General features: G+C 72.1%; 26 protein-coding genes and 8 pseudogenes. 11 read left to right on the forward strand and 23 right to left on the reverse strand.

Annotated features, from left to right (window positions below; all coding sequences use genetic code 11):
• Window positions 1-45 precede the first annotated feature (45 nt).
• A complete protein-coding gene (hemA, locus tag ACQ86J_RS13430) occupies window positions 46-1,317 on the forward strand; it encodes a 5-aminolevulinate synthase (RefSeq protein WP_431271494.1) in 1,272 nt (423 codons plus the stop codon).
• Here the strand turns inward: hemA and ACQ86J_RS13435 are convergent.
• The 7 genes and pseudogenes from ACQ86J_RS13435 to ACQ86J_RS13465 all read right to left on the reverse strand — a co-directional run bounded on the left by ACQ86J_RS13435 (window position 1,283) and on the right by ACQ86J_RS13465 (window position 7,082).
• A complete protein-coding gene (locus tag ACQ86J_RS13435) occupies window positions 1,283-1,468 on the reverse strand; it encodes a hypothetical protein (RefSeq protein WP_431271495.1) in 186 nt (61 codons plus the stop codon). The two genes, hemA and ACQ86J_RS13435, sit on opposite strands and share 35 nt — an antisense overlap.
• Window positions 1,469-1,606: 138 nt before the next feature.
• Entirely contained in the window at window positions 1,607-2,824 is a 1,218-nt protein-coding gene (locus tag ACQ86J_RS13440; protein ID WP_431271496.1) for an amidase, read from the reverse strand.
• A gap of 365 nt (window positions 2,825-3,189) precedes the next feature.
• Window positions 3,190-3,408, reverse strand: coding sequence for a hypothetical protein (locus tag ACQ86J_RS13445; RefSeq protein WP_431271497.1), 219 nt, complete (start codon window positions 3,406-3,408; stop codon window positions 3,190-3,192).
• A 58-nt stretch (window positions 3,409-3,466) separates the two neighbouring features.
• A pseudogene (locus ACQ86J_RS13450) lies at window positions 3,467-4,271 on the reverse strand (SDR family NAD(P)-dependent oxidoreductase).
• Between the two features lie 13 nt (window positions 4,272-4,284).
• A complete protein-coding gene (locus tag ACQ86J_RS13455; RefSeq protein WP_431271498.1) occupies window positions 4,285-5,127 on the reverse strand; it encodes a phosphotransferase family protein in 843 nt (280 codons plus the stop codon).
• Window positions 5,128-5,320: 193 nt separating this feature from the next.
• The gene (locus tag ACQ86J_RS13460; protein WP_431271499.1) at window positions 5,321-6,058 is read right to left on the reverse strand and encodes an SDR family NAD(P)-dependent oxidoreductase; all 738 of its coding nucleotides are present in this window, start codon (window positions 6,056-6,058) and stop codon (window positions 5,321-5,323) included.
• Window positions 6,059-6,341: 283 nt separating this feature from the next.
• A complete protein-coding gene (locus ACQ86J_RS13465) occupies window positions 6,342-7,082 on the reverse strand; it encodes a tripartite tricarboxylate transporter substrate-binding protein (RefSeq protein WP_431271500.1) in 741 nt (246 codons plus the stop codon).
• A gap of 140 nt (window positions 7,083-7,222) precedes the next feature.
• On the opposite strand from ACQ86J_RS13465, the gene ACQ86J_RS13470 reads away from it, so the two are divergent.
• From ACQ86J_RS13470 to ACQ86J_RS13485, 4 genes are all read left to right on the forward strand, one after another.
• Window positions 7,223-8,011: an SDR family oxidoreductase gene (locus ACQ86J_RS13470; protein ID WP_431271501.1), complete on the forward strand. Its 789-nt coding sequence runs from the start codon at window positions 7,223-7,225 to the stop codon at window positions 8,009-8,011.
• Between the two features lie 61 nt (window positions 8,012-8,072).
• Window positions 8,073-8,771 carry a molybdate ABC transporter permease subunit gene (modB, locus tag ACQ86J_RS13475; protein ID WP_431271502.1) on the forward strand — a complete coding sequence of 233 codons (699 nt, stop codon included), beginning with the start codon at window positions 8,073-8,075 and terminating at the stop codon, window positions 8,769-8,771.
• 81 nt (window positions 8,772-8,852) lie between these two features.
• Window positions 8,853-9,869, forward strand: a complete 1,017-nt coding sequence (modC, locus tag ACQ86J_RS13480; RefSeq protein ID WP_431271503.1) for a molybdenum ABC transporter ATP-binding protein — start codon at window positions 8,853-8,855, stop codon at window positions 9,867-9,869.
• A complete protein-coding gene (locus ACQ86J_RS13485; protein WP_431271504.1) occupies window positions 9,866-10,207 on the forward strand; it encodes a winged helix-turn-helix domain-containing protein in 342 nt (113 codons plus the stop codon). Before modC ends, ACQ86J_RS13485 begins: the two co-directional genes overlap by 4 nt.
• 1 nt (window position 10,208) lies before the next feature.
• Here ACQ86J_RS13485 and ACQ86J_RS13490 read toward each other — a convergent pair whose 3' ends face one another.
• The 14 genes and pseudogenes from ACQ86J_RS13490 to ACQ86J_RS13555 all read right to left on the reverse strand — a co-directional run bounded on the left by ACQ86J_RS13490 (window position 10,209) and on the right by ACQ86J_RS13555 (window position 20,053).
• Entirely contained in the window at window positions 10,209-11,378 is a 1,170-nt protein-coding gene (locus ACQ86J_RS13490) for an acyl-CoA dehydrogenase family protein (protein WP_431271505.1), read from the reverse strand.
• Between the two features lies 1 nt (window position 11,379).
• Window positions 11,380-12,156 (reverse strand): enoyl-CoA hydratase/isomerase family protein, encoded by a 777-nt coding sequence (locus ACQ86J_RS13495; RefSeq protein WP_431271506.1) that lies wholly within the window; start codon window positions 12,154-12,156, stop codon window positions 11,380-11,382.
• Complete coding sequence (locus tag ACQ86J_RS13500; RefSeq protein WP_431271507.1) at window positions 12,153-13,226, reverse strand: acyl-CoA dehydrogenase family protein; 1,074 nt, start codon at window positions 13,224-13,226, stop codon at window positions 12,153-12,155. The genes ACQ86J_RS13495 and ACQ86J_RS13500 overlap by 4 nt, the downstream gene beginning before the upstream one ends.
• Window positions 13,227-13,299: 73 nt before the next feature.
• Window positions 13,300-13,937 (reverse strand): annotated as a pseudogene (locus ACQ86J_RS13505) (3-oxoacid CoA-transferase subunit B).
• A 15-nt stretch (window positions 13,938-13,952) separates the two neighbouring features.
• Window positions 13,953-14,648: a 3-oxoacid CoA-transferase subunit A gene (locus tag ACQ86J_RS13510; RefSeq protein WP_431271508.1), complete on the reverse strand. Its 696-nt coding sequence runs from the start codon at window positions 14,646-14,648 to the stop codon at window positions 13,953-13,955.
• A 67-nt stretch (window positions 14,649-14,715) separates the two neighbouring features.
• Entirely contained in the window at window positions 14,716-15,288 is a 573-nt protein-coding gene (locus tag ACQ86J_RS13515; RefSeq protein WP_431271509.1) for a 3'-5' exonuclease, read from the reverse strand.
• A gap of 66 nt (window positions 15,289-15,354) precedes the next feature.
• The gene (locus ACQ86J_RS13520) at window positions 15,355-16,212 is read right to left on the reverse strand and encodes a MaoC/PaaZ C-terminal domain-containing protein (protein ID WP_431271510.1); all 858 of its coding nucleotides are present in this window, start codon (window positions 16,210-16,212) and stop codon (window positions 15,355-15,357) included.
• A 1-nt stretch (window position 16,213) separates the two neighbouring features.
• Window positions 16,214-17,662, reverse strand: a complete 1,449-nt coding sequence (locus tag ACQ86J_RS13525; RefSeq protein ID WP_431271511.1) for an acetate--CoA ligase family protein — start codon at window positions 17,660-17,662, stop codon at window positions 16,214-16,216.
• Between the two features lie 4 nt (window positions 17,663-17,666).
• A pseudogene (locus ACQ86J_RS13530) lies at window positions 17,667-18,104 on the reverse strand (CoA-binding protein); the annotation flags it as partial.
• 79 nt (window positions 18,105-18,183) lie between these two features.
• Window positions 18,184-18,336: pseudogene (locus tag ACQ86J_RS13535) on the reverse strand (hypothetical protein); the annotation flags it as partial.
• A 121-nt stretch (window positions 18,337-18,457) separates the two neighbouring features.
• Complete coding sequence (locus tag ACQ86J_RS13540) at window positions 18,458-18,709, reverse strand: hypothetical protein (protein ID WP_431271512.1); 252 nt, start codon at window positions 18,707-18,709, stop codon at window positions 18,458-18,460.
• A gap of 184 nt (window positions 18,710-18,893) precedes the next feature.
• On the reverse strand, window positions 18,894-19,838 hold the full coding sequence (locus tag ACQ86J_RS13545) for an SPOR domain-containing protein (RefSeq protein ID WP_431271513.1): 945 nt from the start codon (window positions 19,836-19,838) through the stop codon (window positions 18,894-18,896).
• A gap of 13 nt (window positions 19,839-19,851) precedes the next feature.
• Window positions 19,852-19,908 (reverse strand): annotated as a pseudogene (locus ACQ86J_RS13550) (hypothetical protein); the annotation flags it as partial.
• A gap of 7 nt (window positions 19,909-19,915) precedes the next feature.
• The gene (locus tag ACQ86J_RS13555; RefSeq protein WP_431271514.1) at window positions 19,916-20,053 is read right to left on the reverse strand and encodes a lytic transglycosylase domain-containing protein; all 138 of its coding nucleotides are present in this window, start codon (window positions 20,051-20,053) and stop codon (window positions 19,916-19,918) included.
• Window positions 20,054-20,664: 611 nt separating this feature from the next.
• Here ACQ86J_RS13555 and ACQ86J_RS13560 point away from each other — a divergent pair.
• The 5 genes and pseudogenes from ACQ86J_RS13560 to ACQ86J_RS13580 all read left to right on the forward strand — a co-directional run bounded on the left by ACQ86J_RS13560 (window position 20,665) and on the right by ACQ86J_RS13580 (window position 22,286).
• A complete protein-coding gene (locus ACQ86J_RS13560; RefSeq protein ID WP_431271515.1) occupies window positions 20,665-20,985 on the forward strand; it encodes a hypothetical protein in 321 nt (106 codons plus the stop codon).
• Between the two features lie 11 nt (window positions 20,986-20,996).
• The gene (locus ACQ86J_RS13565) at window positions 20,997-21,197 is read left to right on the forward strand and encodes a hypothetical protein (protein WP_431271516.1); all 201 of its coding nucleotides are present in this window, start codon (window positions 20,997-20,999) and stop codon (window positions 21,195-21,197) included.
• A 201-nt stretch (window positions 21,198-21,398) separates the two neighbouring features.
• The gene (locus ACQ86J_RS13570) at window positions 21,399-21,542 is read left to right on the forward strand and encodes a hypothetical protein (RefSeq protein ID WP_431271517.1); all 144 of its coding nucleotides are present in this window, start codon (window positions 21,399-21,401) and stop codon (window positions 21,540-21,542) included.
• Between the two features lie 62 nt (window positions 21,543-21,604).
• A pseudogene (locus tag ACQ86J_RS13575) lies at window positions 21,605-21,754 on the forward strand (ABC transporter ATP-binding protein); the annotation flags it as partial.
• 112 nt (window positions 21,755-21,866) lie between these two features.
• Window positions 21,867-22,286 (forward strand): ABC transporter ATP-binding protein, encoded by a 420-nt coding sequence (locus tag ACQ86J_RS13580; protein WP_431271518.1) that lies wholly within the window; start codon window positions 21,867-21,869, stop codon window positions 22,284-22,286.
• On the opposite strand, the gene ACQ86J_RS13585 is transcribed toward ACQ86J_RS13580, so the two are convergent.
• Entirely contained in the window at window positions 22,283-22,816 is a 534-nt protein-coding gene (locus ACQ86J_RS13585) for a phosphoribosylamine--glycine ligase (protein WP_431271519.1), read from the reverse strand. The two genes, ACQ86J_RS13580 and ACQ86J_RS13585, sit on opposite strands and share 4 nt — an antisense overlap.
• Window positions 22,817-22,907: 91 nt before the next feature.
• A pseudogene (locus tag ACQ86J_RS13590) lies at window positions 22,908-23,552 on the reverse strand (phosphoribosylamine--glycine ligase); the annotation flags it as partial.
• A 72-nt stretch (window positions 23,553-23,624) separates the two neighbouring features.
• On the opposite strand from ACQ86J_RS13590, the pseudogene xseA reads away from it, so the two are divergent.
• Window positions 23,625-25,091: pseudogene (gene xseA, locus ACQ86J_RS13595) on the forward strand (exodeoxyribonuclease VII large subunit).
• Window positions 25,092-25,494: the final 403 nt, after the last annotated feature.

The following is a 25,494-nucleotide window of genomic DNA, read 5'->3' on the forward strand; positions in this document are numbered from 1 at the left end:
AACATGCCGACATATCCCGCCCGGACAGTGCTACACGGCCCCGCCATGCAAACCCGTGCGACCCTGCTTGCCCATTGCCGCGACACGCTCGGCGCCATGCGCCGGGAGGGCCGCTACCGCACGCTCGCCCATCTGGAGAAACTCGCGGGCCGCTTCCCCACCTATCGCTGGCACGCGCCGGAGGGAGTGCGGGAGGTCACCGTCTGGTCCTCCAACGACTATCTCGGCATGGGCAATCATCCGGCGGTCCTCGCCGCCGCCACAGCGGCGATCGAGGACGCATGGCGCCGGTGCCGGCGGCACCCGCAACATCTCCGGCACCTCCCCTGCACGCGGCGCTCGAGGGCCGAGCTGGCCTCGCTGCACGGCAAGTCGGGCGCGCTGCTCTTCGGCTCCGGCTACATCGCCAACCAGGCGGCGATCTCGGCGGTGCTGGAAGCCCTGCCCGGCTTCTGGGTCTTCTCCGACGCCAAGAACCACGCCTCGATGATCGCCGGCATGCGCGGCGCGAAGGAGGTGAAGCGGGTCATCTGGGCGCACAACGACCTCGCCGACCTGGAAGCCAAGCTGGCCGCCGCCCCGGCCGGGGCGCCGAAGCTGATCGCCTTCGAGAGCGTCTATTCGATGGATGGCGACATCGCCCCGATCGGCGCGATCTGCGACCTGGCCGACAGATACGGCGCCATGACCTACCTGGACGAGGTCCATGCGGTCGGCCTCTACGGCGAGACCGGCGGCGGCATCTCGGAACGCGACGGCGTTGCCGGCCGCGTCGACCTGATCGAGGGCACGCTGGCCAAGGGCTTCGGCGTGCTGGGCGGCTATGTCGCCGGCGATGCCGAGCTGGTCGACTTCATCCGCAGCGTCGCCGGCGGGCTGATCTTCACCACCGCCCTGCCCCCGGCGGTTGCCGGCGCGGCCTTGGCCAGCGTCCGCACTCTGAAGCAGGACCAGGCCCGGCGTGCGGCGCTGGCCGAGCGTGCCGCGGCGCTGAAGTCGGCGCTGGACGCCGCCGGCCTGCCGCGCATCCCGGGGCCGAGCCATATCGTCCCGGTCTTCGTGGGGGAGGCCAGAGCTCTGCCGCCAGGTCGCCCGCCGCCTGCTCACCGAGCACAGCCTCTATGCCACGCCCATCAACTACCCCACCGTCCCGCGCGGGACGGAACGGCTGCGGCTCTGCGCCACGCCCTTCCACACGGATGGGATGATCGCCGCGCTGATCGGCGCGCTGCGGGCGGCGCTGCCGCAGGGCGAGATCCGGCAGGCGGCGGAATAGCGCCCGCTATTCCGCCTGCATGCTGCCGTCCCGCAGCGTGACCCGGGCGGTACGGCAGGCCTCGACGCCTTGCATCTCCGCCGCGCGGCCATTGGTCCAGACCGCACGCATCCCGTAGCGCCCCTCCACAGGGAAGCGGAAGGGCAGGCTGGCGCCGGGCGGCAAGGTCGCGGTCAGGCAGCAGGTCGGCACCCCAGCCCCCGGCGCCGTCGCGCGACAGGTAGAATTGCTCGAGCGCCTGGCCAGAGGCATTGGCCAGCACCGCCGGGCAGCCGCGATCCCCGCCGCAGGCGCTGAGCAGCAGCAGCCCGGCCAGGACGGTCAGCCTCCTCATGCCGGGTCAATCGGCGCCGCGGGCACGCCGCCGGCCTCGATCGCCGCGCCGGCCGCGAGCAGCACATCCTCCCGGTAGCGGGGGCCGACCAGCTGCACCCCGACCGGCACGCCGCCGACCAGCCCGGTGCTGACCGTCAGCCCGGGCAGGCCCAGCACCGGCAGGCCGAGCTGCGGCAGCTGCTCCGCCATCATCTGGCGGAAGCCGTCGAAGCTCTCCACATCCGAGTGGTTGCGATAGGGCAGCGCGCCGGAGACTGGCATGACCACCACCGGATAGCGCTCGAGGAAGAGCAGCCATTGCCGAAGCAGCCCGACCCGCTTCTGCAGCGCGTCCTGAAAATCGAAGAGCGAGGGCTCGGCGCAGAGCCGTTCCATGTAGCCGAAGACCGCCAGCGCGTCCGGGTCACCCTCGCGTCCATACGCGCCAGTGCCGGCGCGGCGGCTCTCGGCCAGCCAGAGCAGCAGCTGGATGTCGGCGCTTTCCCGCAGCGGCGGCAGGTTGGGCAGTTCCGCGACCTCCCAGCCCGCGTCCTGCAGGCGCTTCCCCGCATCCCGCACCGCGGCGGCGACCGCCGCCTGCACCGGCATGCCGTCCGGCGCGATGCAGAGCGCGGCGCGCTGCGGCACGGGCGGCCCTTCCAACGGCGCCGGCACCCACCAGGGGTCGCGCGCATCCGGCTGGCTCATCGCGCCGAGCGCCAGACGCAGGTCGGCGATGGTCCGCGCCAGCGGCCCCGAGACGGCCATCAGTTGCGCGCCGATGCCGCGGTCCGGGCCGGTGGCGTTCCAGGCGGGGATGCGCCCCAGGGTCGGGCGGATGCCGTGGATGCCGCAGGCATAGGCGGGATAGCGGACCGAGCCGCCGATATCCGTGCCATGCGCCAGGGCGCCGATGCCGGCGGCGACCGACGCCGCCGCCCCGCCGGAGGAGCCGCCCGGGGTGATCGAGGCGTCGCGCGGATTGGTCGTGGCGCCGTGCAGCAGGTTGCGGGTGAACCAGCGCAGCGAGAAGGCCGGGGTATTGGTCCGGCCGAGGATGATCGCCCCGGCCTTCCTCAGGTTGGCCACCACCGGGCTGTCGTGCTCGGCCACCAGGTCCTTCTGCAGGGTGAGGCCATTGGTGGTGGCCCAGCCCTGCTGGTCGACATTGACCTTCACCGTGATGGGCACGCCGGCCAGCGGCCCCGGCGCCTCCCCGCGCGATCGCCGCATCCACCGCGGCGGCGGCGGCCAGCGGCTGGGCCGGGTCGTGCTGGATGACGGCGTTGAGCCTGGGGTTCACCGCCTCCAGCCGAGCCAGAGCGGACTTGGTCGCCTCGGTCGCCGAAACCTGCCGGCCGCGGACCAGGGCTGCGAGTTCCGTGGCCGGAAGGCGCCAGAGATCGGTCATGGAGAATGTCCCGGTTGCTTGGCCGGCATGGTCGGGCGCGGCGCCGGGCGGGTCAATGCAACAAGGGGCGGCAGGCGGCGGGGAGGGGCACCGGCCGCCTCCCCGCCACCCCGCTGCGCGTGCGGCTAAACGCCGTGCGCCTGGCGGAGTGCCTCCTGCGCCTTGTCCGCCACCGCATCGTCCACCGTCACTGAGACGCGGATCCGGCCATGCGTCGGGCTTTCCCCGGGCTCCCCGTCTCCCGGTCGCGGTCGGCGCCGGAGGCGACGGTGCCCGTGGTGTTGTCGTCGCCCGCCGCCGCCACCTGTATGGCGGAACGGTCGATCTTGTACTCCTGCACGAGCCGCTCGACCGCGAGCTCGGCTTCCCGCCGGATGTCGAACTCGCCGCTGATCTGTTTCGGCATGCCGCCTGTCTCCCTTGGCACAGGGAGGTTAGACGCGGCCGGACCCCGCCGCGTTCCCTCAGCCCTGCCGCGGCCAGCCCGGCCGGCCGCGGAAGGACCGCATGTCGGGGTAGCCGGTGACCGCCCAGGCGCCGTCCACCAGCAGGCTGGCGCCGGAGACGTAGCGGGCCTCCTCGCTGGCCAGGAACAACGCGGGTCCGGCGATGTCCTCGGGTTGCGCCGCGCGGCCCATTGGGATGCGCGCGAGAAAGGCGGCATGCGCCGCAGGGTTGTCGAAGTGGCGCTTCGTCAACGGCGTCTCGACCAGGCCGGGCAGGATGGCGTTCACCCGCACGCCGTCCGGCGTCATCTCCAGCGCGCCGTTCCTCGTCAGCATCTCGACCCCCGCCTTGGCCGAGGCATAGGCGGCCCCGCCATGCATCGGCACATGGGCGTTGAGCGAGGCGATGTTCACGATGGCGCCGCCGCGCCCCAGCATGCCGCGCCGCGTGCTTCATCCCGAGGAAGACGCCCTTCAGGCAGAGATCGACGGTGAAGTCCCAGTCGGATTCGGCGAGGTCGACGATGTAGCCGGGGCGCGACGCGCCGGCGACGTTGAAGGCGCAGTCGAGCGCGCCGAAGCGCGAGGCGGCCAGCGCCATCATCGCCTCGACCTCGGCCTCCCTGGTCACGTCGCAGCGCGTGGTGGCAACATCCGCGCCGGGTTCGGCGGCGACCGTCGCCAGCCGCTCCTCGCTGACGTCGCCGCAGACCACCCGCGCGCCCTCGCGGTGCAGGCCGCGCAGGATGGCGAGGCCGATGCCGGAGGCGCCACCCGCCACCACCGCCACCTTGCCGGCGAAGCGTCCCATGGTCGTGCTCATCGCCTCACTCCCCTCATGCGAAAGGCCCGCCCTCGATCCAGCCCAGCGCCCGTTCCAAGCATTCGACCGCCGTCACATGCAGCGTGTCGCCGGTTTCGCGCGGCGCCTTGCCCGCCGCGGCGCGGGCATTGCTGCCCTCCAGCAGGATGCCGAGCTTGTAGCTCGCCAGCACCGCATGCCAGCGCAGCGAGCCCATGTCGCGCCCGGTCCGCGCGGCGTAGTGCGCGATGATCTCCGGCATGCCGGGAAAGCCGTCATGCGGCGCGGTGCGGAAGCCGCCGGGCGGTGGCGCCTCGCCCTCTGGCCACTGCGCCAGCAGCCGGCCAAGATCGAGCAGCGGGTCGCCGAGCGTCGCCAATTCCCAGTCGACGATCGCCGCCAGCGCCGGGCCGTCCGGGGCGAACATCACGTTGCCGATGTGGTAGTCGCCATGCATCAGCCCGGGCGTGAAGTCGCGCGGCAGGTGCGCCTCCAGCCAGCCGGCGACGGCATCGACGCCCGGCAGCACCTGCGGCCCGGGCCAGCCCTCGTACTGCCGGTAGCCGTCGAGCTGCGCCCGCCATCGCCCGGCCTGGCGCTCGAGGAAGCCCTCCGTCCGGCCGAAATCGCCGAGCCCGGCGGCAAGATGATCGACCTTCGCCAGCCGGGCGATGCCGTCCACCAGCGCCAGCCCCATGCCATGGCGGATCGCCGGGTCGCCGGCATGCAGCGCGGGCATGGTGGTGATGGCGTTGAAGCCCTCCACCACCTCCATCAGGTAGAAGACGCCGCCGAGCACCGCGGGATCGTCGCAGAGCGCGACCAGCCGCGGATGCGGCACCTCGGTCCCGGCCAGCGCTGCCAGCAGCCGCGCCATCCCGCCGCATGGTCCGGTTGCCGTCCATCACTGGGCTCGGCGGCGACCGGCGCAGCACGAACTCCCGGGCGCCGCGGCGGAAGCGCAGCATGATATTTTGCGTCCCGCCATCGAGCTGCCGCGGCGCCTCGACCGGCCCGCTCTCCAGCCCAGCGGCATCCATCCAGTGGGCGAGCACCGCCGCGTCCATCGTCTAGAGCACCAGCCCGCCATCGACGATCAGCGTCTGCCCGACGACATAGCCGGCGAAGGGCGAGGCGAGGAACAGCGCCGCGCCCGCCATGTCCGCCGGCGTGCCCAGGCGCCCGATCGGGATGCGCGACCGCGCCTGCTCCAGCCGCTTCGGGTTCTCCGTCGTCACCTTGGTCAGCTTGGTGTCGACCAGTCCGGGCGCGATGCCGTTGACCCGGATGCCCTCCGGCGCCCAGGCCTCGCCCAGCGTCCGCGTCAGCCCGACCGCGCCGGTCTTCGACGCGTTGTATGCCGGGTTGCCCTTGGTGGAATGGTAGGCGGCGGCGGAGCTGACGATGATCAGCGCGCCGCGCGCCTCGGCCAGCCGGTCGCGAAAGGCCATGCTGCAGGCCATCAGGCTGTTGAGGTTGACGTCGACGACGCGCTGGAAGCCCGCCATGGCGAGTTCGCCGCGGCGATAGATGACGGTACCCTGGCAGAGCACCAGGATATCGAGCCTAGCCGGCGTCGTCGCCGCAGCCTCGACCACGGCGAAGTCGGCGACATCCACCTGCGCATAGTGCAGCCCCGTCAGATCGGAGCCCGTCGCGGCATCGTAGTCGGCGGCGGAGGCGCGGGTGCCCCAGACATGGACGGCGGCGCCGGCGGCCCGGAAGCCCTGCGCGATGCCGTTGCCGATGCCGCTGGAGCCACCGATGACCAGCGCCGTGCGCCCCGCGAAATCGAATCCCAGGGCCATGCCGGCTTCCTTTCCCCTGTTGAGTTCCAGCCTGCGCCCGGTGCGCCGGCTGTCCAAGCCTCAATCCTGCCGGATGCCGAGCCGCTGGATCACCTCGGTCCAGCGCGCCAGCTCCTCGCGCATCAGTGCCGCCAGCGGCTCGGGGCCGAGGTCGCGCGGCTCCATCGACTGCGCCGCGAGCTTCTCCGCACCGCGGGCAGGGCGATGGTGCGGCGGAGGTCGGCCTCGACCCGCGCCACCACTGGCGCCGGCAGCCCGGCCGGGCCGAGCACGGCATACCAGGTCACCGGACCTCGAAGCCGGGATAGCCGGACTCCGCCAGGGTCGGCACGGCGGGCAAGGCGACGGCACGCGCCGCGCCGGTAGTGGCCAGGGCGCGCAGCCGCCCGGCCTGCACTGCCGGCACCGCCATGACCGGGTTGTGGAACATCGCTTGCACTTGGCCGCCGAGCAGCGCGGCGTGCGCCGGCGCCGCGCCGCCGAAGGGCACATGGGTGAACGCGACCCCAGCGCGGCTGCGGAACAGCTCGGCGGTCAGATGGGTCGGGGTGCCCACCCCCGCGGAGGTGATGGTGACCTCGCCGGGCCGCGCCCGCAGAAGCGCCTCAAACTCGGCCAAGTCGGCCGCCGGCACGGATGGATGCACCACCAGCACCAGGCTGTAATAGGCGAGCTGCGCGACCGGGGTGAAGTCGCGGATCGGATCGAAGGGCAGCCGGTTGTAGAGCGCCGCGCCCTGGACATGGGAGGAGGCGCAGAGCAGCAGCGTGTGCCCGTCCGGCGCCGCGCGGGCCACCGCCTCGGCGCCGATATTGCCGCCAGCGCCGCCGCGGTTCTCGACGATGACAGGCTGACCCCAGCCCTCCGCCAGGCGTTCCGCCAGCAGCCGTGCCAGCACGTCCGCGGGCCCGCCCGGCGGGAAAGGCACGACGAGGCGCACCGGCCGCGCCGGCCGGGCCTGCGCCCGGACGGGCGCGGCGAGCAAGGCGGTTGCAAGGATGGCGCGGCGGCCGATGCGCATCATGGCGTGTCTTCCCTCGACGCGGCCTCTCGGCGGACCGCCGCGGCGAAGGCTATGGCCGCGGCGCCGACGCGTCCATGCGACGGATTGACAGGGGCGGTGCGGCGGGCCGGACTTGCACGGCAAGGGAAAGGGGTACGGCCATGGAACTCGGCCTTCGCGGCAGGACCGCTGTCGTCACCGGCGGCTCGCTCGGCATCGGCCGCGCCATCGCGCGGAAGCTGGCGCAGGAAGGCGTCGCGGTCGCCATCGTCGCGCGCGACGCGTCCAGGCTGGACGCAGCGGCGGCCGAGATCGCGCGGGAGACCAATGCGCGCTGCATCGCCATCCCCGCCGACCTGACCGATGCGGCGCAGCTCGAAGCGGCCATGGCCGCGGCGCAGGCCGGGCTCGGCAGCATCGACATCCTGGTGAACAATGCCGGTGCCACGCCGATGGGCCGCATCGGCGGCACGCCGGACGAGGTCTGGATGAAGTCTATCAACCTGAAACTGATGGGCTACATGCGCTGCGCCCGGATCCTGACGCCACCGATGCGGGCGCGGCGATGGGGCCGCGTCATCAACATCATCGGCCGGTCCGGCCACCAGCCGCGGCCGAACTACATCACCGGCAGCGCGGTCAACGCCTCCCTGCTCTCCTTCACCCTGGCGCTGGCGGCGGAATGCGCGCCGGACAACGTCCTGGTCACCGGGGTCAATCCCGGGCCGATCGCCACGCCGCGCTGGGATACGGTGGTGGCGCAGGGCGCCGCCGATATGGGCCGCAGCGCCGAGGCCGAGAATGCCGCCGCCGTCGCCTCGGTCGCGCTCGGCCGCGTCGGGACGCCGGAGGAATGCTCGGGACTGGTCGCCTTCCTCTGTTCCGACCGCGCCGGCTTCATCACCGGCACCAATATCGACATCGACGGCGGCGGCACGCGCTGCATCTGATGGACTCAGGGGCGGGGCAGCGTTATGTCCAGCGGGACACAACGCCGGCCGGAGGCAATGGATGGAGCTCGGGCTGAGCGCCGAGGAATGGCAGGCCGTGCGGCTCAGCCTCGACGTCGCCTGCCGCTCCGTCCTGGTCTCCCTGGCGCCGGCCATCGGCGTGGCGATGCTGCTGGCGCGCGGGCGCTTCCCCGGACGGGCGCTGCTGGATGCGCTGGTGCACCTGCCGCTGGTGGTGCCCCCCGTGGTCGTCGGCTGGGCCCTGCTGATGCTGTTCGGCCTGCGCGGGCCGATCGGCGGGCCGCTGCACGACTGGTTCGGCATCCGCCTGGTCTTCACCACGGATGGCGCGGCGCTGGCCACCGCGGTGATGTCCTTCCCGCTGATCGTCCGCGCGGTGCGGCTCGGCCTCGAAGGCGTGGACCCCGGGCTGGAGGCCGCGGCGCGCACGCTCGGCGCCGGGCGGCTCGACCGCTTCGTCACCGTGACGCTGCCGCTGATGTCGCCCGGCATCCTGGCCGGCGCCGTCACCGCCTTCGCCGCGGGGCTCGGCGAGTTCGGCGCGGTGATCACCTTCGCCTCCAACATCCCGGGCGAGACGCAGACCCTGCCGCTGGCGATCTACAGCGCGACGCAGATGCCGGGCGGGGAGGCGATGGCGGCGCGGCTCGCCGGCATCTCCTTCGCCCTCGCCGTGCTCGGCCTGCTGGCGGCGGAGTTCCTGGCGCGGCGGATGGCGCTGCTGCTGGGGCGCGGCTGATGCTGGACGTGGCGCTGCGGCACCGCTTCGAGGCCGGAGAGCTTCGCGCTGGACCTCGCCTTCGCCACCGCCGAGACCGGCGTGACCGCGCTGTTCGGTCCCTCCGGCTGCGGCAAGACCACGGTGCTGGCCGCGGTCGCCGGGCTACTGCGGCCGCAGGCCGGCCGCGTCGCGCTGCACGGCACGGTGCTGCTCGACACCGCGCGCGGCGTGTGCGTGCCGCCGGAGCGGCGCCGCTGCGCCATGGTCTTCCAGGATGCGCGGCTGTTTCCGCATCTCAGCGTCGAGACTAACCTGCGCTACGGCCTGCGCCGCGCGCCGCCGGATGCCACCGGCCCGGGGCTGGAGGAGGTGGTGGCGCTGCTCGGCATCGACCACCTGCTCGGGCGCCGCCCCGGCCGGCTTTCGGGCGGCGAGCGCCAGCGCGTGGCGCTGGGACGCGCGCTGCTGGCCCGGCCGCGCCTGCTGCTGATGGACGAGCCGTTGGCGGCGCTGGACGCCGAGCGGCGGGCCGAGGTGCTGCCCTTCCTGGCGCGGCTGCGCCGCGCCGCGAACCTGCCCATCCTCTACGTCACCCATGCGCTGGACGAGGTCGACGCGCTGGCCGACCGGCTGGTGCTGCTGCAGGCCGGGCGCGCCGTGGCGGAAGGCACGTTGGAGGCGCTGTCGCTGCGCACCGACCTGGCCCTGGCCGGGCGGCGCGATGCCGGCGCGCTGCTGCCCTGCCGGGTGCTGGGGCATGACGCCGCGCGCGGGCTGACCCGGCTCGGCTTCGCCGGCGGCGAGCTGACGGTGCCGCTGCGCGAGGAAGCGCCGGGCACCGAGGCGCGCGTGCGCCTCCGCGCCCGCGATGTGGCGGTGGCGACCGAGCCGCCGCGCGGCCTCTCCACCCAGAACGTGCTGCCGGCGGTGCTGACGGCAATCGGCGAGGCGCCCTCCCCGCACGAGGTCTTCCTGCGGCTGCGCCTCGGCGAGAGCGAGCTGCTGTCGCGGGTGACGCGGGACAGCGTCGCGCGGCTCGGCCTCGCTCCGGGGCAGGCGGTCTGGGCGGTGGTGAAGGCGGTGACCTTCGACCGCAGCGGTGGAGCGGCGGCATGAAGGAGGCGGCGCTCAGCCTGCGGATCGACCTGCCGCAGGGGCGGATCGGCCCGGGCAAGATCCGGCTGCTGGAGGCGATCGACCGCGAGGGCTCGATCTCCGCTGCCGGGCGGGCGCTGGGGATGAGCTACAAGCGCGCCTGGGACCTGGTGGACGCACTGAACCGGCTGCTCGGCACGCCGGCGGTGCAGGCGAACCCGGGCGGCCGCCGCGGCGGCGGCGCGGTGCTGACCGAGGCGGGGCGCAGCCTGGTCGCCGACTACCGGGCGATCGAGCGCGCCGCGCAGCGCGCCGCCGAACCACGGCTGGCGGCGCTGGCGAAACGCACCGGCGGGTAAATCACCCCGGCAGTTCCAGCACGTTCTTGCTCAGGATGTTCCGCTGGATCTCGTTGCTGCCGCCATAGATCGTCGCCGGCCGGGCCTGGATGTAGAGGCCGCCGATGTTGAGGTCGCGGTTGCCCTCCATCGGCTCGAGCAGCCCGGCATTCTCGCCGGCGATATCCAGCATGCAGTCGGTGATCTTCTGGAAAAGCTCGGTCTGCAGGATCTTCAGCATGGAGACATCGGGGCCGAGCGACTGGCCGCGCTTCAGCCGGTCCACGAAGGTGCCATACAGCGCCTTCAGATCCTCGAATTCCAGCCGGAGGCGCGCGTAGCTGTCCTGGAACTGCGCGTCCTCCCAGCAGCCCATGCGCTCGGCGAGGATCTTCAGCCGCGAGAGCGCGTAGCCCGACTGGCGCGGGGAGCCGAGGAAGATGCGCTCGAAGCCGAGCAGCGCCTTGGCCATGTCCCAGCCCTTGTTGAGCTGGCCGACCAGGTTCTCCTTCGGCACGCGGACATTGTCGAAGAAGGTCTCGCAGAACTCGTCATGCATCTCGAGGTTGATGATGGGACGCACGGTGATGCCGGGCGTATTCATGTCCACGAGGAGGAAGGAGATGCCCTCCTGCTTCTTGGCATTCTTGTCGGTGCGGACCAGCAGGAAGATCCAGTTGGCGTCCATCGCCAGCGTGGTCCAGATCTTCTGGCCGTTGACGACATAGTGGTCGCCGTCCAGCACCGCCTCGGTCCGCAGCGCGGCCAGGTCGGAGCCGGCATTCGGCTCGGAATAGCCCTGGCACCAGATATGCTCGCCGGTCAGGATCTTCGGCAGGAAGCGGCGCTTCTGCTCCTCCGTCCCGTACTTGATCACCAGCGGGCCGAGCATGACGATGCCGTGGTCGTTGGTGCGGGCGACGCCGTAGCGCTCGTATTCCTCGGTCAGGATGATCTGCTTGCCTGGCGACAGGCCAAGTCCGCCATGTTCCTGCGGCCAGCCGGGGCAGAGCCAGCCCTTCTCGGCCAGCGTCATGTACCAGGGCTTGTTCTCGCTCCAGTGCAGGCGCTTCGGCGGGTTGCGCAGCGCTTCCGGGTAGTTCTCGTGCAGGAAGGCGCGCACGACATGGCGGAAATGCTCGTCGTCGAGGCCGTCGAGCTCGGCCGGCGGCGGGATGCGGATGGCGTCCATCTCAGTTCCCCTTGAAGGCGGGCGTACGCTTGCCGAGGAAGGCGGCGCGGCCTTCCTTGAAGTCTTCCGTCAGGAACAGCGTCGACTGGAAGTGGCGTTCCTGCTCCAGCGCGCGGTCGAGGCCCTCGCCCAGCATCTGCTTGGTCAGCGCCATCGGCGCCGGCGCCTGCTCGGCGAGGAAGCGCGCCTTCTCCAGCGCCGTCGCCAGCGCGTGGCCCTTCGGCACGACATGGTCGACGATGCCGATGCGCTCCGCTTCCGGCGCGCTCATCTGCCCGTGGTAGAGCAGGATCTGCCGCGCCCTGCCCTGGCCGACGCGCATCGGCAGGGTATGCGGCAGGCCGAGATCGGCCATCAGCCCGATCTTGCCGAAGCCCGCGGCGAAGCGCGCCTCCTCCGACGCCACGACGGTGTCCGAGGCGCAGGCGAGCGAGAGCCCGGCGCCGACGCAGAAGCCCTCGACCGCCGCGACCACGGGCAGGCTGCCCATCACCATCAGCCGGATCAGCTGGTGCGAGAGCCGCATGCGCTCCCGCCCCGCCAGCGCGCTGTCCACGTCCATGCCGGAGATGTCGCCGCCCGAGCAGAAATGGCCACCCGAGCCGGTGATCACCACCGCGCGGACCTCGCGGTTCGCCTGCGCCTGCTCCAGCGCCGCGATCATCGCGGTGCGGATCGGCATGGCCAGCGCGTTGCGCCGCGCCGGCTGGTCGATGGTGAGGATGAGGACCGCGCCGTCGCGCTCCTCGATCAGGCGTGTCACCGAAGTCTCGCTCATTCCTCGACCTCCGGGCTGGTCGCCATGAAGCGACGGCGGTGCAGCGTCGCGCTGCCATACTGGTTGGCCATCACCATGGCCTTCCGCAGGTAAAGGCCCACGTCGTACTGGTCGGTATAGCCGATGCCGCCATGCAGCTGGATGCATTCGCGCTGCACCAGCAGGCTGGCCTCCGCCGCGCGGGCCTTGGCGCGGGACACGGCGGCGCGGCGCGCATCGCCGGTGGCACCGGCGTCCAGCGTCGCCGCCGCGGCCTCGATGCTGGCGCGGGTCAGCGCGATCTGCATCTTCAGGTTGGCGGCGCGATGCTGCAGCGCCTGGAAGGTGCCGATGATCTTGCCGAACTGCTGCCGGGTGCGGAGGTAGTCGAGCGTCATGCCGAAGGCCCGCTCCATCCCGCCCAGCAAGTAGGCCGCGGTCACCAGCGCCGCCTCGTCGAGTGCATCGGCCAGCACCGGGCCGATGTCGTCCGCGAGCTTCGTGCCCTCGGCCAGGTTAGGCACGATGCTGCCGAGATTGCCGCCATCCTGGGTGCGCTCGACCGTCGGCACGCAGCGCGCCGCCGGCAGCTCATACAGCGCGAGCTTCCCGCCTTCGCGCACCGGCACCAGGAAGAAATCCGCGCCGGCGGCCATCGGCAGAAAGCGCCGCGGCGCCTCCGGCGTGCCGGGCACCTCCAGCGTGTCGGGCCGCTCCTGCCAGGCAGTCAGCACCAGGACCTCCCCGGCCAGCAGCACCGGCAGCGCGCCGTGGCGCTCGGCCGCCGCCAGGACTTGGGCGGAGAGGGAGGCGGCGATCAGCGGCTCCGGCACCAAGGCGCCGCCCAGTTCCTCGGCCAGGGCGCACATCTCGCCGAGGCCGAGGCCGGCGCCGCCCAGCGCCTCCGGCACCCGGAGGCCGATCCAGCCCATCTCGCCCATCTGGCGGAACAGCCCGGCATCGAAGCCGGGATCCTGGAAGCGCAGGTCGCGGATGCGCTTCAGGTCGCCGCTGGGCGGCGCCAGCGCGGCGGCGCTGTCGCGGATCATGCGGATGGATTCCGCGCGGTCGTCCTGTTCGGCGGCGCTCATGCGGCTCTGCTCCCAATACCCGGGGAGGGCGTCGCCCTCCCTGGCCTTCCCAAGGTCTTCGGAACCCCGGGGTTCAGTTCGTGTGAAGGGTGGCGGCGGTCTTCGCGCGCAGCTCGTCGAGCGTCACGCCCGGCGCCAGGTCGACCACGACGAAGCCCTTCTCCGGCACCACGTCGAGCACCGCCAGGTTGGTATAGACCCGGCGCACGCAGGCGAGCCCGGTCAGCGGATAGCCGCAGCGCTCCACCAGCTTCGAGCGGCCGTCCTTCGTCGTGTGCTCCATGATCACCCAGAGCCGCTTGGCCCCGGCCGCCAGGTCCATCGCGCCGCCGACCGCGGGGGCGGTGTCGTTCTCGGAGGTCGCCCAATTCGCCAGGTCGCCATTCTCCGCGACCTCGAAGGCGCCGAGCACGCAGAGGTCGATATGGCCGCCGCGGATCATCGCGAAGCTATCGGCATGGCCGACGAAGGACGCGCCCTTGGCGAGCGTGATCAGCTGCTTGCCGGCATTGATCAGCCAGGGGTCCTCGTGCCCTTGGCCGGGGCCGGGCCCATGCCAATGACGCCGTTCTCCGACTGGAAGATCACCTCCCGCGTCGGCGGGACGTGGTTGGCCACCATGGTCGGGATGCCGATGCCGAGGTTGACGCACCAACCTTCCGGCACGTCGTCGGCGAGGCGGGCGGCCATCTGGTCGCGGGTGAAGGGCATGTGCGCGCGCTCCTCTCAGCTCGCCTCAGGGGTCAGCCAGTCGCCGCCGCGATCCACCTGGACCACGCGGTTCACATAGACGCCGGGAGTCATGATCATGTGCGGGTGCAGCTCGCCCAGTCCACGGATGTGCTGCACCTGGGCGATGGTCAGCTCGGCCGCCATCGCCATCACCGGGTTGAAGTTGGCGCCGGAGCCCCGGTAGACGAGGTTACCCCAGCGATCCGCCTCCCAGGCCTCGATCAGCGCGACATCGCCGGGCAGCGCCCGCTCCATCACGTAGCGCTTGCCCTCAAACTCGCGCGTCTCCTTGCCCTGCTCCAGCTTCGTGCCGGCGGCGGTCGCGGTGTAGAAGGCGGGGATGCCGGCGCCGGCGGCGCGGATGCGCTCGGCCAAGGTGCCCTGCGGCACGATCTCCAGCTCTATCTTTCCCTCGCGGTAGAGCGTCTCGAAAACAACGGGGTCGCTGCTGCGGGGGAAGGAGCAGACGATCTTGCGGACCCGGCCGAGCTCCATCAGCCGCGCCACGCCGATGCGGCCGACGCCGGCATTGTTCAGCACGGCGGTGAGATTGCTGGCGCCCTGCTCGATCAGCCCCTCGATCAGCACGTCGGGCTGACCGACCGAGCCGAAGCCGCCGATCAGCACGGTGGAGCCATCCTTCACCCCAGCCAGCGCATCCGCGACCGACTGCACGATCTTGTTGATCATCCGTACCCTCCCGGACCGGCCACTCAGGTAAACCGCGGGCGGCGCCCGGTCCAGTCCCGGCGGCGGATCAGGCGAAGACCTCGACCCCGGCGGGACTGTTCGTGATCCCGTGCAGCCGCATCGGCAGCGGCGGCAGGTCGTGCAACACCCGCAACAGGTTGGCCGCCAGCCAGGCATCCTCGAGCGCGCCGTGCAGCGCCGTCTCCCGCCCGAGGCCGCAGGCGGCGGCGGCATGCGCCAGGCCGGCGCGCTGCCCGGGATGCGCCCGGCGCCAGAGCTGCAGGGTGCAATGCGCCGTGCCCCAGGGCGCGGGCAGGCCGAGCCGCTCGAACTCCCCGCCCAGCAGGCGCCGGTCGAAGGGCATGTTGTGCGCCGCCGCGGCATGGCCGCCAAAGAAATCGGCGACCTCGGCGGCGTGCTCGGCGAAGGGCGGATGCAAGGCGAGGAAGGCGTCGCTCATCCCATGCACCCGGATGGCGCCCCAATGGCAGGGGATGCCGGGGGCGAAGGCGAGATGCAGCGTCGCTTCCGGCTCCAGCGCCGCATCCAGCCGCACCGCGCCGAGCGAGACTACGCGGTCGCCGGTCGCGGCGCCGGTGGTCTCGGTATCGAAGACGACGATCGGCCCGCCTGTCCACATCTCTCGTTCCAAAGCCCGTCCTATCCAGACCTGCGCGGCCACGCCGCCCCGGTCATCGGATGGCACTCAGGCGTAGTGGAACAGCCCGTTGCTCACCACCACCTTGTCGCGCTCGACCACGCGGGCGCGGAAGGCGGCGCCGCCATCCTCCTTCCAGATCTCGGTGCGGATCGTCTCGCCCGGGAAGACGGGCGAGGAGAAGCGCAGGTCCATCCGGCCGAAGCGGGCGGTGTCATAGCCGCACATCTCGCGCAGCAGCGCGTGGCAGATGGTGCCGAAGGTGCAGAGCCCATGCAGGATCGGACGCGGGAAGCCGGCCTGCTTCGCCACCGCGGGGTCGATATGCAGTGGATTGAGATCGCTGTTGAGGCGATAGACCAGCGCCTGTTCCGGCCGCGTCGCCAGGTCGAGCGTGACGTCCGGCGCGCGGTCGGGTTCCGGATGCGGCTGCTTCACCGGGCCGGTCGGGCCGCCGAAGCCGCCATTGCCGCGGAGGAAGCTGGTGGAGGTCGCGGTCGCCAGCAGCGCGCCGGTCTTCGCGTCGCGGATCTCGCGCTCGGAGTACATCAGCGCGCCCTTGCCCTCGCCGCGATCGACGATGCCGGTAATGCGGGACCGGCCGACCACCTCGCCCTCGGTCGGCAGCGGCGCGTGCAGCACGAGGCCCTGCTCGCCGTGCAGGATTTGCTGCCAGACGATGCCGGTATCCGGGTTGCGCGACCAGAAGCCGGGAGAGGCCAGCACCACCGGCATCGACGGCATGACCTTCAGCCGCGGCTCATACAGGAAGTCGAGCTGCTGCTCGTCCATCGGGTCCTGGCCGAGCCCGACGGAGAAGTTGTACAGCGCCACATCCTGCCAGCGCAGCACCTGCCGCACCTCGGGGATGGGATAGTTCATGAGGTGGTCGTAGTTCAGTGCCATCTCAGTGCGTCTCCCCTGCGAGTTCGATGACCGCGTCGGCGGCGAAGCAGCCCTGCCCTTCCGGCAGCACCAGCAGCGGGTTCACATCGACGCCCGCCAGCCGCGGCCCGGCCGCGGCGGCGAAGGCCGACAGCGCCGAGAGCGCCTTCGCCAGCGCCGCCACATCGGCCTTCGGCCGGCCGCGCGCGCCGTCCAGCAGCGGGAAGCCGCGCAGGCTGCGGATCATCCGCTCGGCCTCGGTGGTATCGAAGGGGCAGCGGCGGAAGGACACGTCCTTCAGCACCTCGATGAAGATGCCGCCCAGGCCGACCATGGCGACGGGCCCGAAGACCGGGTCGCGGAAGACGCCGAGCGCCATCTCGACCGCGCCCTTGATCTGCTTCGCCACCAGCACGCCCTCGATCCGCGCCGCCGGCGCGTGATGCCAGGCGCGGTCGAGCAAGGTGGCGAAGCCTTGCTTCACCTGCTCGGCATTGGCGATGTCCAGCAGCACGCCGCCGATCTCGCTCTTGTGCAGGATGTCGGGCGACAGGATCTTGAGCACGACCGGGTAGCCGATCTGCGCGGCGGCAGCGACCGCCGCCTCGCTGTCCGAACAGGCATGCTCCGGCACCGCGGGCACGCCAGCCTCGGCCAGCAGCGCCTTGGCCACCGCTTCCGACGGCGTCGTCTCCGGCAGTACTACCTTCGGCAGCGGCACCTCGGCGCGCGGCTCCTCGGCCTTGGCGAAGGAGGCGCCGAACTGCCCCATGGCAGCGATCGCGGTCACCGCGCGCGACGGGTCCTCGAAGCAGACCCAGCCATCGGCCTCGTATTCCGCCGTCTTGTTCGGCGCCAGCATGGACATCACCCACAACCGGTCCGGATGCGCCGCGCGGATCGCGCGCATCTGCTGGTGCAGGCTGGGACCGACGCTGCGCCCCGCCGCGGTCTGCGACCAGAAGGACAGGATCGAGGTGTAGCCGCCATCGGTCGCCACGCTCTCGGCGAATTCGGTGATCAGCGGCAGGTTGTTGGTGACCTGCGCGGTGCAGTCCACGGGGTTGCGCGGGGCGCAGAAGGGGACCAGCGCGCGCAGCTTCTCCTGCGCCGCCTCCGGCATCGGCGGCATGGCGATTCCGGCGGCCTCGGCCGCGTCCGAGATCAGCACGCCGGCGCCGCCGCTCACCGTCAGGACGCCAAGCGTGTTGCGCGCGGGGTAGATGCGCCGCGACGCCGCATAGGCGATGTCGAGCATCTCCTCCGTCGTCCGCGCCCGCACCACGCCAAACTCGTCCAGCACCGCCTGGGTCACCGCGTCGTCGCCGGCGATGGAGGCGGTGTGCGACTGCGCCGCGGCGCCGCCGAGCTGCGACCGCCCGACCTTCATCATGACCACCGGCTTGCGGTTGCGCCGCGCCAGTTCGAGCGCTGCGACGAGATTGCGCGCTCTCGCGGATGCCCTCGGCATAGGCGCAGATCACGTCAACCTCCGGCGCCTGCGCCATCCAGCCCAGCACGTCGCCGAGCGCGACCTCCGCCTCGTTGCCCGTGGTGATGCAGACCTGCATGCCGAGGCCCCGGTCGAGCGCCGCTGCGAAGACATGCGTGCCATAGGCGCCGGACTGCGACGCCACGCCGATCCGCCCGGGGACCGGCCAGCCCTTCTCGAAGCTGGCGGTGAAGGTGCCGTAGAAGCGGATGCTGTCGTTGAAGACGCCGAGGCAGTTCGGGCCCAGCAACCTTATGCCGTGGCGCTTGGCAACGGCGGTCAGCCGGTCCTGCGCCTCGGCGCCGGTCGCGTCCATCTCCGCGAAGCCGGCGGAGAAGACGATGACCGCGCGACAGCCCTTCTTCCCGAGCGAGTCCAACGTCGGGATCGCATGCTCGGCCGGGACGGCGATGATCGCCACGTCCGGCGCGGCCGGCGCGCTCTTCGACCGAGGCGAAGGCCGGCAGACCCTGCACGGTCGCCCGCTTCGGGTTGACCGGCCAGATCTCGCCCTGGAAGCCGCGCTCCTTCATGTAGGCGATCGGCCGGCCGCCGATCCGGGCGGGCTCGTCCGAGGCGCCGATGATGGCGACCGAACGCGGCCGCACCAGCGCATCGAGCGACGCGAGATCCGGCATTCGCCGGCGCGGCATCGGCAGTCATGGACTTCTCCCCAAGGCTTGGTCTTTCCCGCTGCAGCCTGAGCGAGCGGCGGGATGACAGCAAGGGGGCCGGCCCGTCAAGGCCACCGCGGCCGGAGGCGGGACGGGTGGCTCAGTCCTCGGCCTCATCCTCGTCGAGGTCGTCGAGATCCTCATCCTCGTCGAGGTCATCCTCGTCCTCGTCGGATTCCTCATCCTCATCCTCGTCGAGGTCGTCGTCGTCCTCGAACTCGTCCTCCTCATCGAGGGCGTCCTCGTCATCCTCACCCTCGCCGCCCAGGGAGAGGGCGGCGGCAGGGGACCAGGCGTGGGGAAGCCAGGAAGCGGGACCGGCAGGGCCGGACTCCAGGGCGGCGTCTGACATGCATGCTCCTCCGATCCGATCACGGCCCTGGCTGATTCCACCGGGGGGCGCGCGCGGTCCAGCCCTGCCAGCCGGGGGAGGCAGCAGGATCGCGTGACATGACGGGTGGATCGCCAGGAGCGGCGGAGGCGACCCCAGGATCTCGCCTGGTGGTCACCTCAGGTCCGGTACGGCGCCCCGGCTCCTAGCCCTGGGCGTCGGGCGAGAGGACGATGCAGGCGCCCTTACGCTTCAGCCGGTCGCAGGCGGCCTGGGCCGCCGGCTGGGACAGTCCGGTAACACGGGCGCGGTACAGGGTGGCGCGGCCGGCGGTCACCGGCTGCACCGAGGAGCGGCCACCAGCGGCATCCTGCGCCGCCACGGCCGCGCCGCGCGCCTGGGTCGGGTTGGCGAAGGCGCCGACCTGCACCGCCCAGCCGCCCGCGAGGGTGGCGGCGGGCGCCGGCCCGCGGGCGACGGCCGGACGGATCGCCGCATTCGGCAGCGTCGAGGCCTGGGCGGTGCCGAGCAGGGCGAAGCCCCGCGCCGGGCCGGACTGAACCGCCGGGGTGGGTCGCGTCGGTGGTGCCGCGGGCGGCAGAGCCAGGGCGGCGACCTGGGTCCGTGCCGGCGGCGCCGCGGCGCGCGACGGAGCGACGGAGCGGGGCGGCGGCATCGGCTCGGCCACGCGCGGGCTCGCGACCGGTTCAGCAACCGGCGGGTTCGGAATCGGCTCCATCCGGACCACCTCCCCGCGCGGCGCGGGCGGGGCGGAGGTGCTGCCATCCGGGATCGGGTCCATGCGCACCACCGGCCCGAGCGAGGCGACCTGGATCGGCGGCTCCGAGGTGCTGCCGTCCGGGATGGGGTCCATCCGCACCACCGTGCCGGCCAGCACCGTCGGGGTGATGCCGGGCTGCTGGGCGTCCCGCTGCTCCCGCAGGGCCAGCATGGTGGCGCTGTCCATCCGCCGCGGCCCAGCCGGGATGTTCAGCGGGATCTCGGCCGCCGCGTAGATCTCCGGCGCCGCGCGCTTCGACGAGGTGGTGGGCGATGATGTTGGGGCCGATGCGGGCGACGTAATTGCGCGTCTCGTTCGGCAGGCCCCGGTTGTTCCAGAGATAGTCCTCAAGCCGCCGCGGCCCGGCATTGTAGGCGGCCAGGAAGGCAGGCGAGCCGTAGAGGTCGTACATCTCCCGGATATAGGCGGCACCCGCCATGATGCTGTCATAGGGATGGTAGGGGTCGTCTCCGAAACCGTAGCGGCTGCGCAGGCCTGCGATAGGTGCCGGGCATGACCTGCATCAGCCCCATCGCGCCGACCGGGCTGGTGGCGCCGGTGCGGCCGCCGGATTCCTGGCGCATGACCTCGCGGATCCAGCGCTCCGGCACGTCGAACCGGCGCGAGGCGTCACGGATGTATGGACCCCACGGGTCCCTGGCCGGTCCCGGCGGGTCGTAGCTGCTCGGGCGGTTGTAGCTACCATGTACCGCCGCCACATGCTTTGCGGCGGGCGTCTGGGCCTGCTGCCCGCAGGCAGCCAGCAAAGCAAGGACCGAGAAGGCGATAGCGGGTCGGCCCAGGCGGGCAGCAAGGCCCCGCACGGTCGAGCCGGTTCCGCTGATGGTCCGAATCCTTTGGGGCATCCCCTTTGGCTCCGTCGGGTCTTTGAACACCGGGTTCCGAAGCCTGCCCCCCGAGACCCGCACCGTCCCCACGATGCGTGCCTCCAGGCTGCCCCGAAGACCAGGCGGACGACCTGCGTCCGTGAAGCTGAAGCCCTACACGCTTCCGCCCGGGCTCGGCAAGTCCGAGTCTTCATCGCAATACTTTGCGGCAGCAAAGTCTTGCCTGTGGCCGAAAGTCTTAACCCGTGTCCTCCCCCTGCCCCGGCCTTGCAACCGCGGGACTTCGCACCGGCCGATGTCCACTGATTGTTTTCGGCAGGTTGCCGCTCGCCTCTATAGGCTCGCCTATGCTGGACGCCACCCTGCCCCGCCCTGGTGCAGCCTACCCGGTCCGCCATGGTGCGGCCCCGCTTTATGTCAGCGACGCGTCGCAGCCGCGGCGGCGTGCCGTGGCGCTGGAGGACGTGGCGACCGGGCTCCGGCGCTGGCGGCTGCCGGCGGCGCTGGCCCGGCTCGACATCCGCAACCGCTACCGCGGCTCCGTCCTCGGCCCCTTCTGGCTGACGCTGTCCACCGCCGTCATGGTGGTGGGCCTGGGCCTGCTCTACTCCTCGCTCTTCAAGATGAAGGCCCGGCCAGCTACCTGCCCTTCATCGCGGTCTCCCTGATCGTCTGGAACATGATCTCCCAGACCGTCACCGACGCCTGCACCAGCCTGACCAGCGCCGAGGGCATCATCCGCCAGGTGCCGCTGCCCTTCTCGGTCCACATCCTGCGCTGCGTCTTCCGCAACGCGCTGATCGGCGCCCACAGCCTGCCGCTGGTCTTCCTGGTCTTCCTCGCCTGCGGCACCTGCCCGGGCCCGAGGTCGCGCTGCTGATCCCCGGCCTGGTGCTGGTCGTGGTCAACGCCTTCTTCGTCGCCCTCTTCCTCGGCATGCTCTGCGCCCGCTTCCGCGACATCGGCCCGATCGTCGCCAGCCTGATGCAGCTGGCCTTCTTCATGTCCCCGGTGCTGTGGAAGCCCGGAGCTGCTCGGCGACAAGGCAAGATGGCTGCCGCTCAACCCCTTCTACGTACTGATGGAGACCGTCCGCGGCCCGCTGGTCGAGGGCGGCGTCCCCGGCCTCGTCTGGCTTTCGGCCGGGCTCTACACCCTGCTCGTCGCCGGCGTCGCCATGGCCTTCTTCATCCGCTTCCGCGGCCGCATCGCCTTCTGGGTCTGAGGCCCGAACCCATGCCGCACATCCTCGCCGACCACCTGACGATCAGATTCCCGCTCTATCACATGGGAGCGAGGTCGCTGAAGAAGCGCATCCTCGCCAAGTCGCCCCTGCGGCTGCGCGAGGATGCCTCGCACCGCGTCGTGGTCTCGGCGCTGCGCGACCTCAGCTTCCGCATCGGCCGGGGCGAGCGCGTGGCCCTCGTCGGCGGCAACGGCGCGGGCAAGACCACCCTGCTGCGGACCCTGGCGGGCGTCTACGAAGCCGGTCGGCGGCCGGCTCGAGGTCGCCGGGCTGGTCGGCTCGCTGATCGACCCCGCCGCCGGCATGGACCAGGAATCGACGGGGCGGGAGAACATCGTCCTGCGCGGCCTGTTCCGCGGCCTCTCGGAGGCCGAGAGCGAGGCCATGGCCGACGAGGTCGGCGCCTTCTCCGGCCTCAACGAGTTCCTCGACGTCCCCGTCCGCACCTACTCGGCCGGCATGCAGGTCCGGCTGTCCTTCGCCATGGCCACCGTCATGGAGCCCGAGGTGCTGCTGATGGACGAGTGGTTCCTCGCCGGCGACGCCGCCTTCATGGCCAAGGCCCGCGAGAAGCTCGCCAAGCTCGTCACCGAGGCCGAGATCCTGGTCCTCGCCACACACGACATGGCCATCGTCCGCGAATGGTGCACACGCGCCATCCGCCTCGACGCCGGACGCGTCGTCGCCGACGGTCCCGTCGAACAGGTCCTCCAAGCAGCCTAAAGCGCTCGATACGCGATGTCCCGCCGGCAGAAGCCCTCTGGCCAGTCCAGCGCATCCACCGCGGCATAGGCAGCGTCGCGCGCTGCCTGCACCGGATCACCCGTGGCGGCGATGCCGAGGACACGGCCGCCATTCGCCAGCACCGCGCCATCCGCCCGCCGCATCGTGCCGGCATGGAAGACCTGCACGCCCGGCACCGCCGCGGCGCGGTCGATGCCGCGGATCTCGGTGCCCTTCGCATAGGCGCCGGGATAGCCTTGCGCCGCCATCACCACGACGAGGCTCGGGCGCGGGTCCCAGCGCAGGTCGAAGTTCTTCAACTCGCCATCGCAGGCCGCCAGCAGCGCCGCCGGCAGGTCTGAGCGCAGCCGCAGCATCAGCGCCTGGCATTCCGGGTCGCCGAAGCGGACGTTGAACTCGATCAGCTTCGGCCCTTCGGCCGTGACCATCAGCCCGGCGAAGAGCACGCCGCGGAAGGGCGTGCCGCGCCGCGCCATCTCGGCCAGCGTCGGGCGGATCACCTTGGCCATGACCTGCTCGTGCAGCGCCGGGGTGAAGACCGGCGGCGGCAGAATAGGCGCCCATGCCGCCGGTATTCGGCCCGGTATCGCCGTTCCCGACCCGCTTGTGGTCCTGCGCCGCACCCATTGCCAGGGCGGTCTCCCCGTCGCAGAGGGCGAAGAAGGAGACTTCCTGGCCGACCAGGCAGTCCTCGATCACCACGGCGGCGCCGGCGGCGCCATGCACCCGGTCCTCCATGATCTCGGCGATGGCGGCCTCGGCCTCCTCGACGGTGGCGGCCACCACCACGCCCTTGCCAGCGGCCAGGCCGTCGGCCTTGACCACGATCGGCGCGCCTTGGGCGCGGATATAGGCCCGCGCGGCCACAGGATCGGTGAAGCGGGCCCAGGCGGCGGTCGGCACGCCGGCGGCATCCGCCACCTCCTTGGTGAAGGTCTTGCTGCCCTCAAGCTGCGCCGCGGCGGCGCTCGGCCCGAGCAGCGCAGCCCGGCCGCGGCGCAGGCATCGGCGAGGCCCAGGGTCAGCGGCGCCTCCGGCCCCCACCACCACCAGGTCCACCGCCTTCTCGCGGGCGTAGCCGACTAGGCCGGGGATGTCCTCGGCGCCGATGGCGACGCACTCCGCGACCTCAGCGATGCCGGCATTGCCCGGGGCGCACCAGAGCTGAGTCAGCAGCGGGGAGCCCGACAGCGCCCAGCACAGCGCATGTTCCCGCCCGCCGCCGCCGACCACGAGGACCTTCATGGCAAATCAGCCCTGATCTGAATCATCCGGGGAACAGCCTCCCCGCGGGCGGCCCTAGCATATCCTGCCGGCATGGACACCACGCCGCCGGTCGCCAAGGCCGCCCCGAACATCCCGGAATTCGCCGTCTCCGAGCTCGCCGGCGCCATCCGCCGGACGCTGGAGGACCGCTTCGGCCGGGTCCGCGTCCGTGGCGAGATCACGGAGCTGAAGCGCTATCCCCTCCGGGCACATCTATCTTTCGCTGAAGGACGAGAGCGCCAAGCTGGAATCGGTGATCTGGAAGACCAGCGTCCCGCGGCTCTCGATCAAGCCGGAGAACGGGGTCGAGGTCATCGCCATCGGCAAGATCGGCACCTATGCCGACCGCTCGAAGTACCAGCTGGTGATCGACCGGCTGGAATATGCCGGCGAGGGCGCGCTGCTGGCGCGGATCGAGAAGCTCCGCCTGCGCCTGCTGGAGGAGGGGCTCTTCGACCCCGCGCGGAAGCGCGCCCTGCCGTGCTGCCGCGGGTGATCGGCGTCGTCACCTCCGAACGCGGCGCGGTCATCCAGGACATCCGCACCACCATCCTGCGCCGCTTCCCGCGCCGGCTGCTGCTCTGGCCCGTCCCGGTGCAGGGGACCGGCGCGGCCGAGCAGATCGCCGCCGCCATCCGCGGCCTCGGCGCGCTGCCGCCGGAAGGGCCAGTGCCCCGCCCTGACGTCATCATCGTGGCCCGCGGCGGAGGCAGCCTCGAGGACCTGATGGCCTTCAACGAGGAGATCGTGGTCCGCGCCGTGGCCGAGTCGCCCATCCCGCTGATCAGCGCGGTCGGGCACGAGACCGACACGACCTTGATCGACTTCGCCTCCGACCGCCGCGCGCCGACCCCGACGGCGGCGGCCGAGATGGCGATCCCGGCCCGGGCCGACCTGCTGGCCGACCTGTCGCAGACCGGGGCGCGGCTGCTGCAGGCCGGGCAGTCGCTGCTCGACCGCGCCCGGCGGCGGCTGATGATGGCGGAGCGCGGCCTGCCCGACCTGCCCGGCATCCTCGGCGCCATGCGGCAGCGGCTTGAGGACCGGGGCGAGCGGCTGGCGGTCGCCCTGCCCGGGCTCATCGAGCGGAAGCGCGGCGCCCTCGCCCGCATCGCCCCCCGCTTGCCGCACCCGCGCGAGGGGATGGCGGCGCGGCGCGCGGCGCTCGGCTTGCTGGATGCGCGGCGGAGCGCGGCGCTGCACCGGGCGGTGGCGCGGGCTCAGGCGGCGCCGGCCCTGGCGCGGTTCTCGGCGACGCCCGTCGCGGCGCTGGTGCGGGAGAAGCGGGCGCGGCTGGACGGGCTGGTGGCGCGGCTCGAGGGCGTCTCCTACCAGGCGGTGCTGGCGCGCGGCTTCGCCCTGGTCTCGGACGCCGAGGGCGCGCCGCTGACGACGGCCGCCGCGGTGCCGGCGGGCGGGCGGCTGGTGGTGACCTTCGGGGATGGCCAGGTGGGCGCGACCGCGGATGGGGCGAAGCCGAAGCGGAAGGCCGAGCCGAAGCAGGGGGCGCTGCTGTGAGCGAAGGAAAGAAAGAATGGGGGAGGGTATCCCCCCATGCCCCCTTCTATTTCTCCGAGTCTGGCACCCGACGGTCGAACCTGCAGACTCACAAAAATAGATGGGGGTCCGGGGAATACCTTCCCCGGCCTTCCTCGCCGCGCCTTGCTCGGCCTGCTGCTGCTCCCGGCCACGGCCCGCGCCGCCGGCTATGCCCAGGGCATGCTCGTCACCGGCCGCGTCCCGCCCGGCACCAGGCTCGCCCTCGACGGCCGCCCGCTCCGCGTCGGCTCTCGCGGCGACTACGCCTTCGGCTTCGGCCGCGACCACGGGCCGGAGGCGGTGCTCACCACCACCCCGCCCGGCGGCCGGCCGGACGCCCAGCGCCTGGCCGTGGCGAAGCGCGAATGGCAGGTGCAGCGGC

Source organism: Dankookia sp. P2 (genome assembly GCF_050632255.1).
Taxonomy (GTDB): Bacteria; Pseudomonadota; Alphaproteobacteria; order Acetobacterales; family Acetobacteraceae; genus Paracraurococcus.

What these genes read in the sequence shown, in the direction of transcription:
- ACQ86J_RS13500 (WP_431271507.1), bottom strand. Translation starts at nt 13,226, where the DNA reads ATGAGCGCCGCCGAACAGGACGACCGCGCGGAATCCATCCGCATGATC.
- ACQ86J_RS13460 (WP_431271499.1), bottom strand. Translation starts at nt 6,058, where the DNA reads ATGGCCCTGGGATTCGATTTCGCGGGGCGCACGGCGCTGGTCATCGGT.
- ACQ86J_RS13540 (WP_431271512.1), bottom strand. Translation starts at nt 18,709, where the DNA reads ATGTCAGACGCCGCCCTGGAGTCCGGCCCTGCCGGTCCCGCTTCCTGG.
- ACQ86J_RS13560 (WP_431271515.1), top strand. Translation starts at nt 20,665, where the DNA reads ATGCTGGACGCCACCCTGCCCCGCCCTGGTGCAGCCTACCCGGTCCGC.
- ACQ86J_RS13515 (WP_431271509.1), bottom strand. Translation starts at nt 15,288, where the DNA reads ATGTGGACAGGCGGGCCGATCGTCGTCTTCGATACCGAGACCACCGGC.
- ACQ86J_RS13525 (WP_431271511.1), bottom strand. Translation starts at nt 17,662, where the DNA reads ATGCCGAGGGCATCCGCGAGAGCGCGCAATCTCGTCGCAGCGCTCGAA.
- ACQ86J_RS13555 (WP_431271514.1), bottom strand. Translation starts at nt 20,053, where the DNA reads ATGCGCCAGGAATCCGGCGGCCGCACCGGCGCCACCAGCCCGGTCGGC.
- ACQ86J_RS13465 (WP_431271500.1), bottom strand. Translation starts at nt 7,082, where the DNA reads ATGATGCGCATCGGCCGCCGCGCCATCCTTGCAACCGCCTTGCTCGCC.
- hemA (WP_431271494.1), top strand. Translation starts at nt 46, where the DNA reads ATGCAAACCCGTGCGACCCTGCTTGCCCATTGCCGCGACACGCTCGGC.
- ACQ86J_RS13565 (WP_431271516.1), top strand. Translation starts at nt 20,997, where the DNA reads ATGATCTCCCAGACCGTCACCGACGCCTGCACCAGCCTGACCAGCGCC.
- ACQ86J_RS13445 (WP_431271497.1), bottom strand. Translation starts at nt 3,408, where the DNA reads ATGCCGAAACAGATCAGCGGCGAGTTCGACATCCGGCGGGAAGCCGAG.
- ACQ86J_RS13455 (WP_431271498.1), bottom strand. Translation starts at nt 5,127, where the DNA reads ATGGCGCGGCTGCTGGCAGCGCTGGCCGGGACCGAGGTGCCGCATCCG.
- ACQ86J_RS13545 (WP_431271513.1), bottom strand. Translation starts at nt 19,838, where the DNA reads ATGCCGGGCCGCGGCGGCTTGAGGACTATCTCTGGAACAACCGGGGCC.
- ACQ86J_RS13495 (WP_431271506.1), bottom strand. Translation starts at nt 12,156, where the DNA reads ATGAGCGAGACTTCGGTGACACGCCTGATCGAGGAGCGCGACGGCGCG.
- ACQ86J_RS13585 (WP_431271519.1), bottom strand. Translation starts at nt 22,816, where the DNA reads ATGGCCAAGGTGATCCGCCCGACGCTGGCCGAGATGGCGCGGCGCGGC.
- ACQ86J_RS13485 (WP_431271504.1), top strand. Translation starts at nt 9,866, where the DNA reads ATGAAGGAGGCGGCGCTCAGCCTGCGGATCGACCTGCCGCAGGGGCGG.
- modB (WP_431271502.1), top strand. Translation starts at nt 8,073, where the DNA reads ATGGAGCTCGGGCTGAGCGCCGAGGAATGGCAGGCCGTGCGGCTCAGC.
- ACQ86J_RS13570 (WP_431271517.1), top strand. Translation starts at nt 21,399, where the DNA reads ATGGAGACCGTCCGCGGCCCGCTGGTCGAGGGCGGCGTCCCCGGCCTC.
- ACQ86J_RS13510 (WP_431271508.1), bottom strand. Translation starts at nt 14,648, where the DNA reads ATGATCAACAAGATCGTGCAGTCGGTCGCGGATGCGCTGGCTGGGGTG.
- ACQ86J_RS13580 (WP_431271518.1), top strand. Translation starts at nt 21,867, where the DNA reads ATGGACCAGGAATCGACGGGGCGGGAGAACATCGTCCTGCGCGGCCTG.
- ACQ86J_RS13440 (WP_431271496.1), bottom strand. Translation starts at nt 2,824, where the DNA reads ATGCGGCGATCGCGCGGGGAGGCGCCGGGGCCGCTGGCCGGCGTGCCC.
- ACQ86J_RS13520 (WP_431271510.1), bottom strand. Translation starts at nt 16,212, where the DNA reads ATGGCACTGAACTACGACCACCTCATGAACTATCCCATCCCCGAGGTG.
- ACQ86J_RS13470 (WP_431271501.1), top strand. Translation starts at nt 7,223, where the DNA reads ATGGAACTCGGCCTTCGCGGCAGGACCGCTGTCGTCACCGGCGGCTCG.
- ACQ86J_RS13490 (WP_431271505.1), bottom strand. Translation starts at nt 11,378, where the DNA reads ATGGACGCCATCCGCATCCCGCCGCCGGCCGAGCTCGACGGCCTCGAC.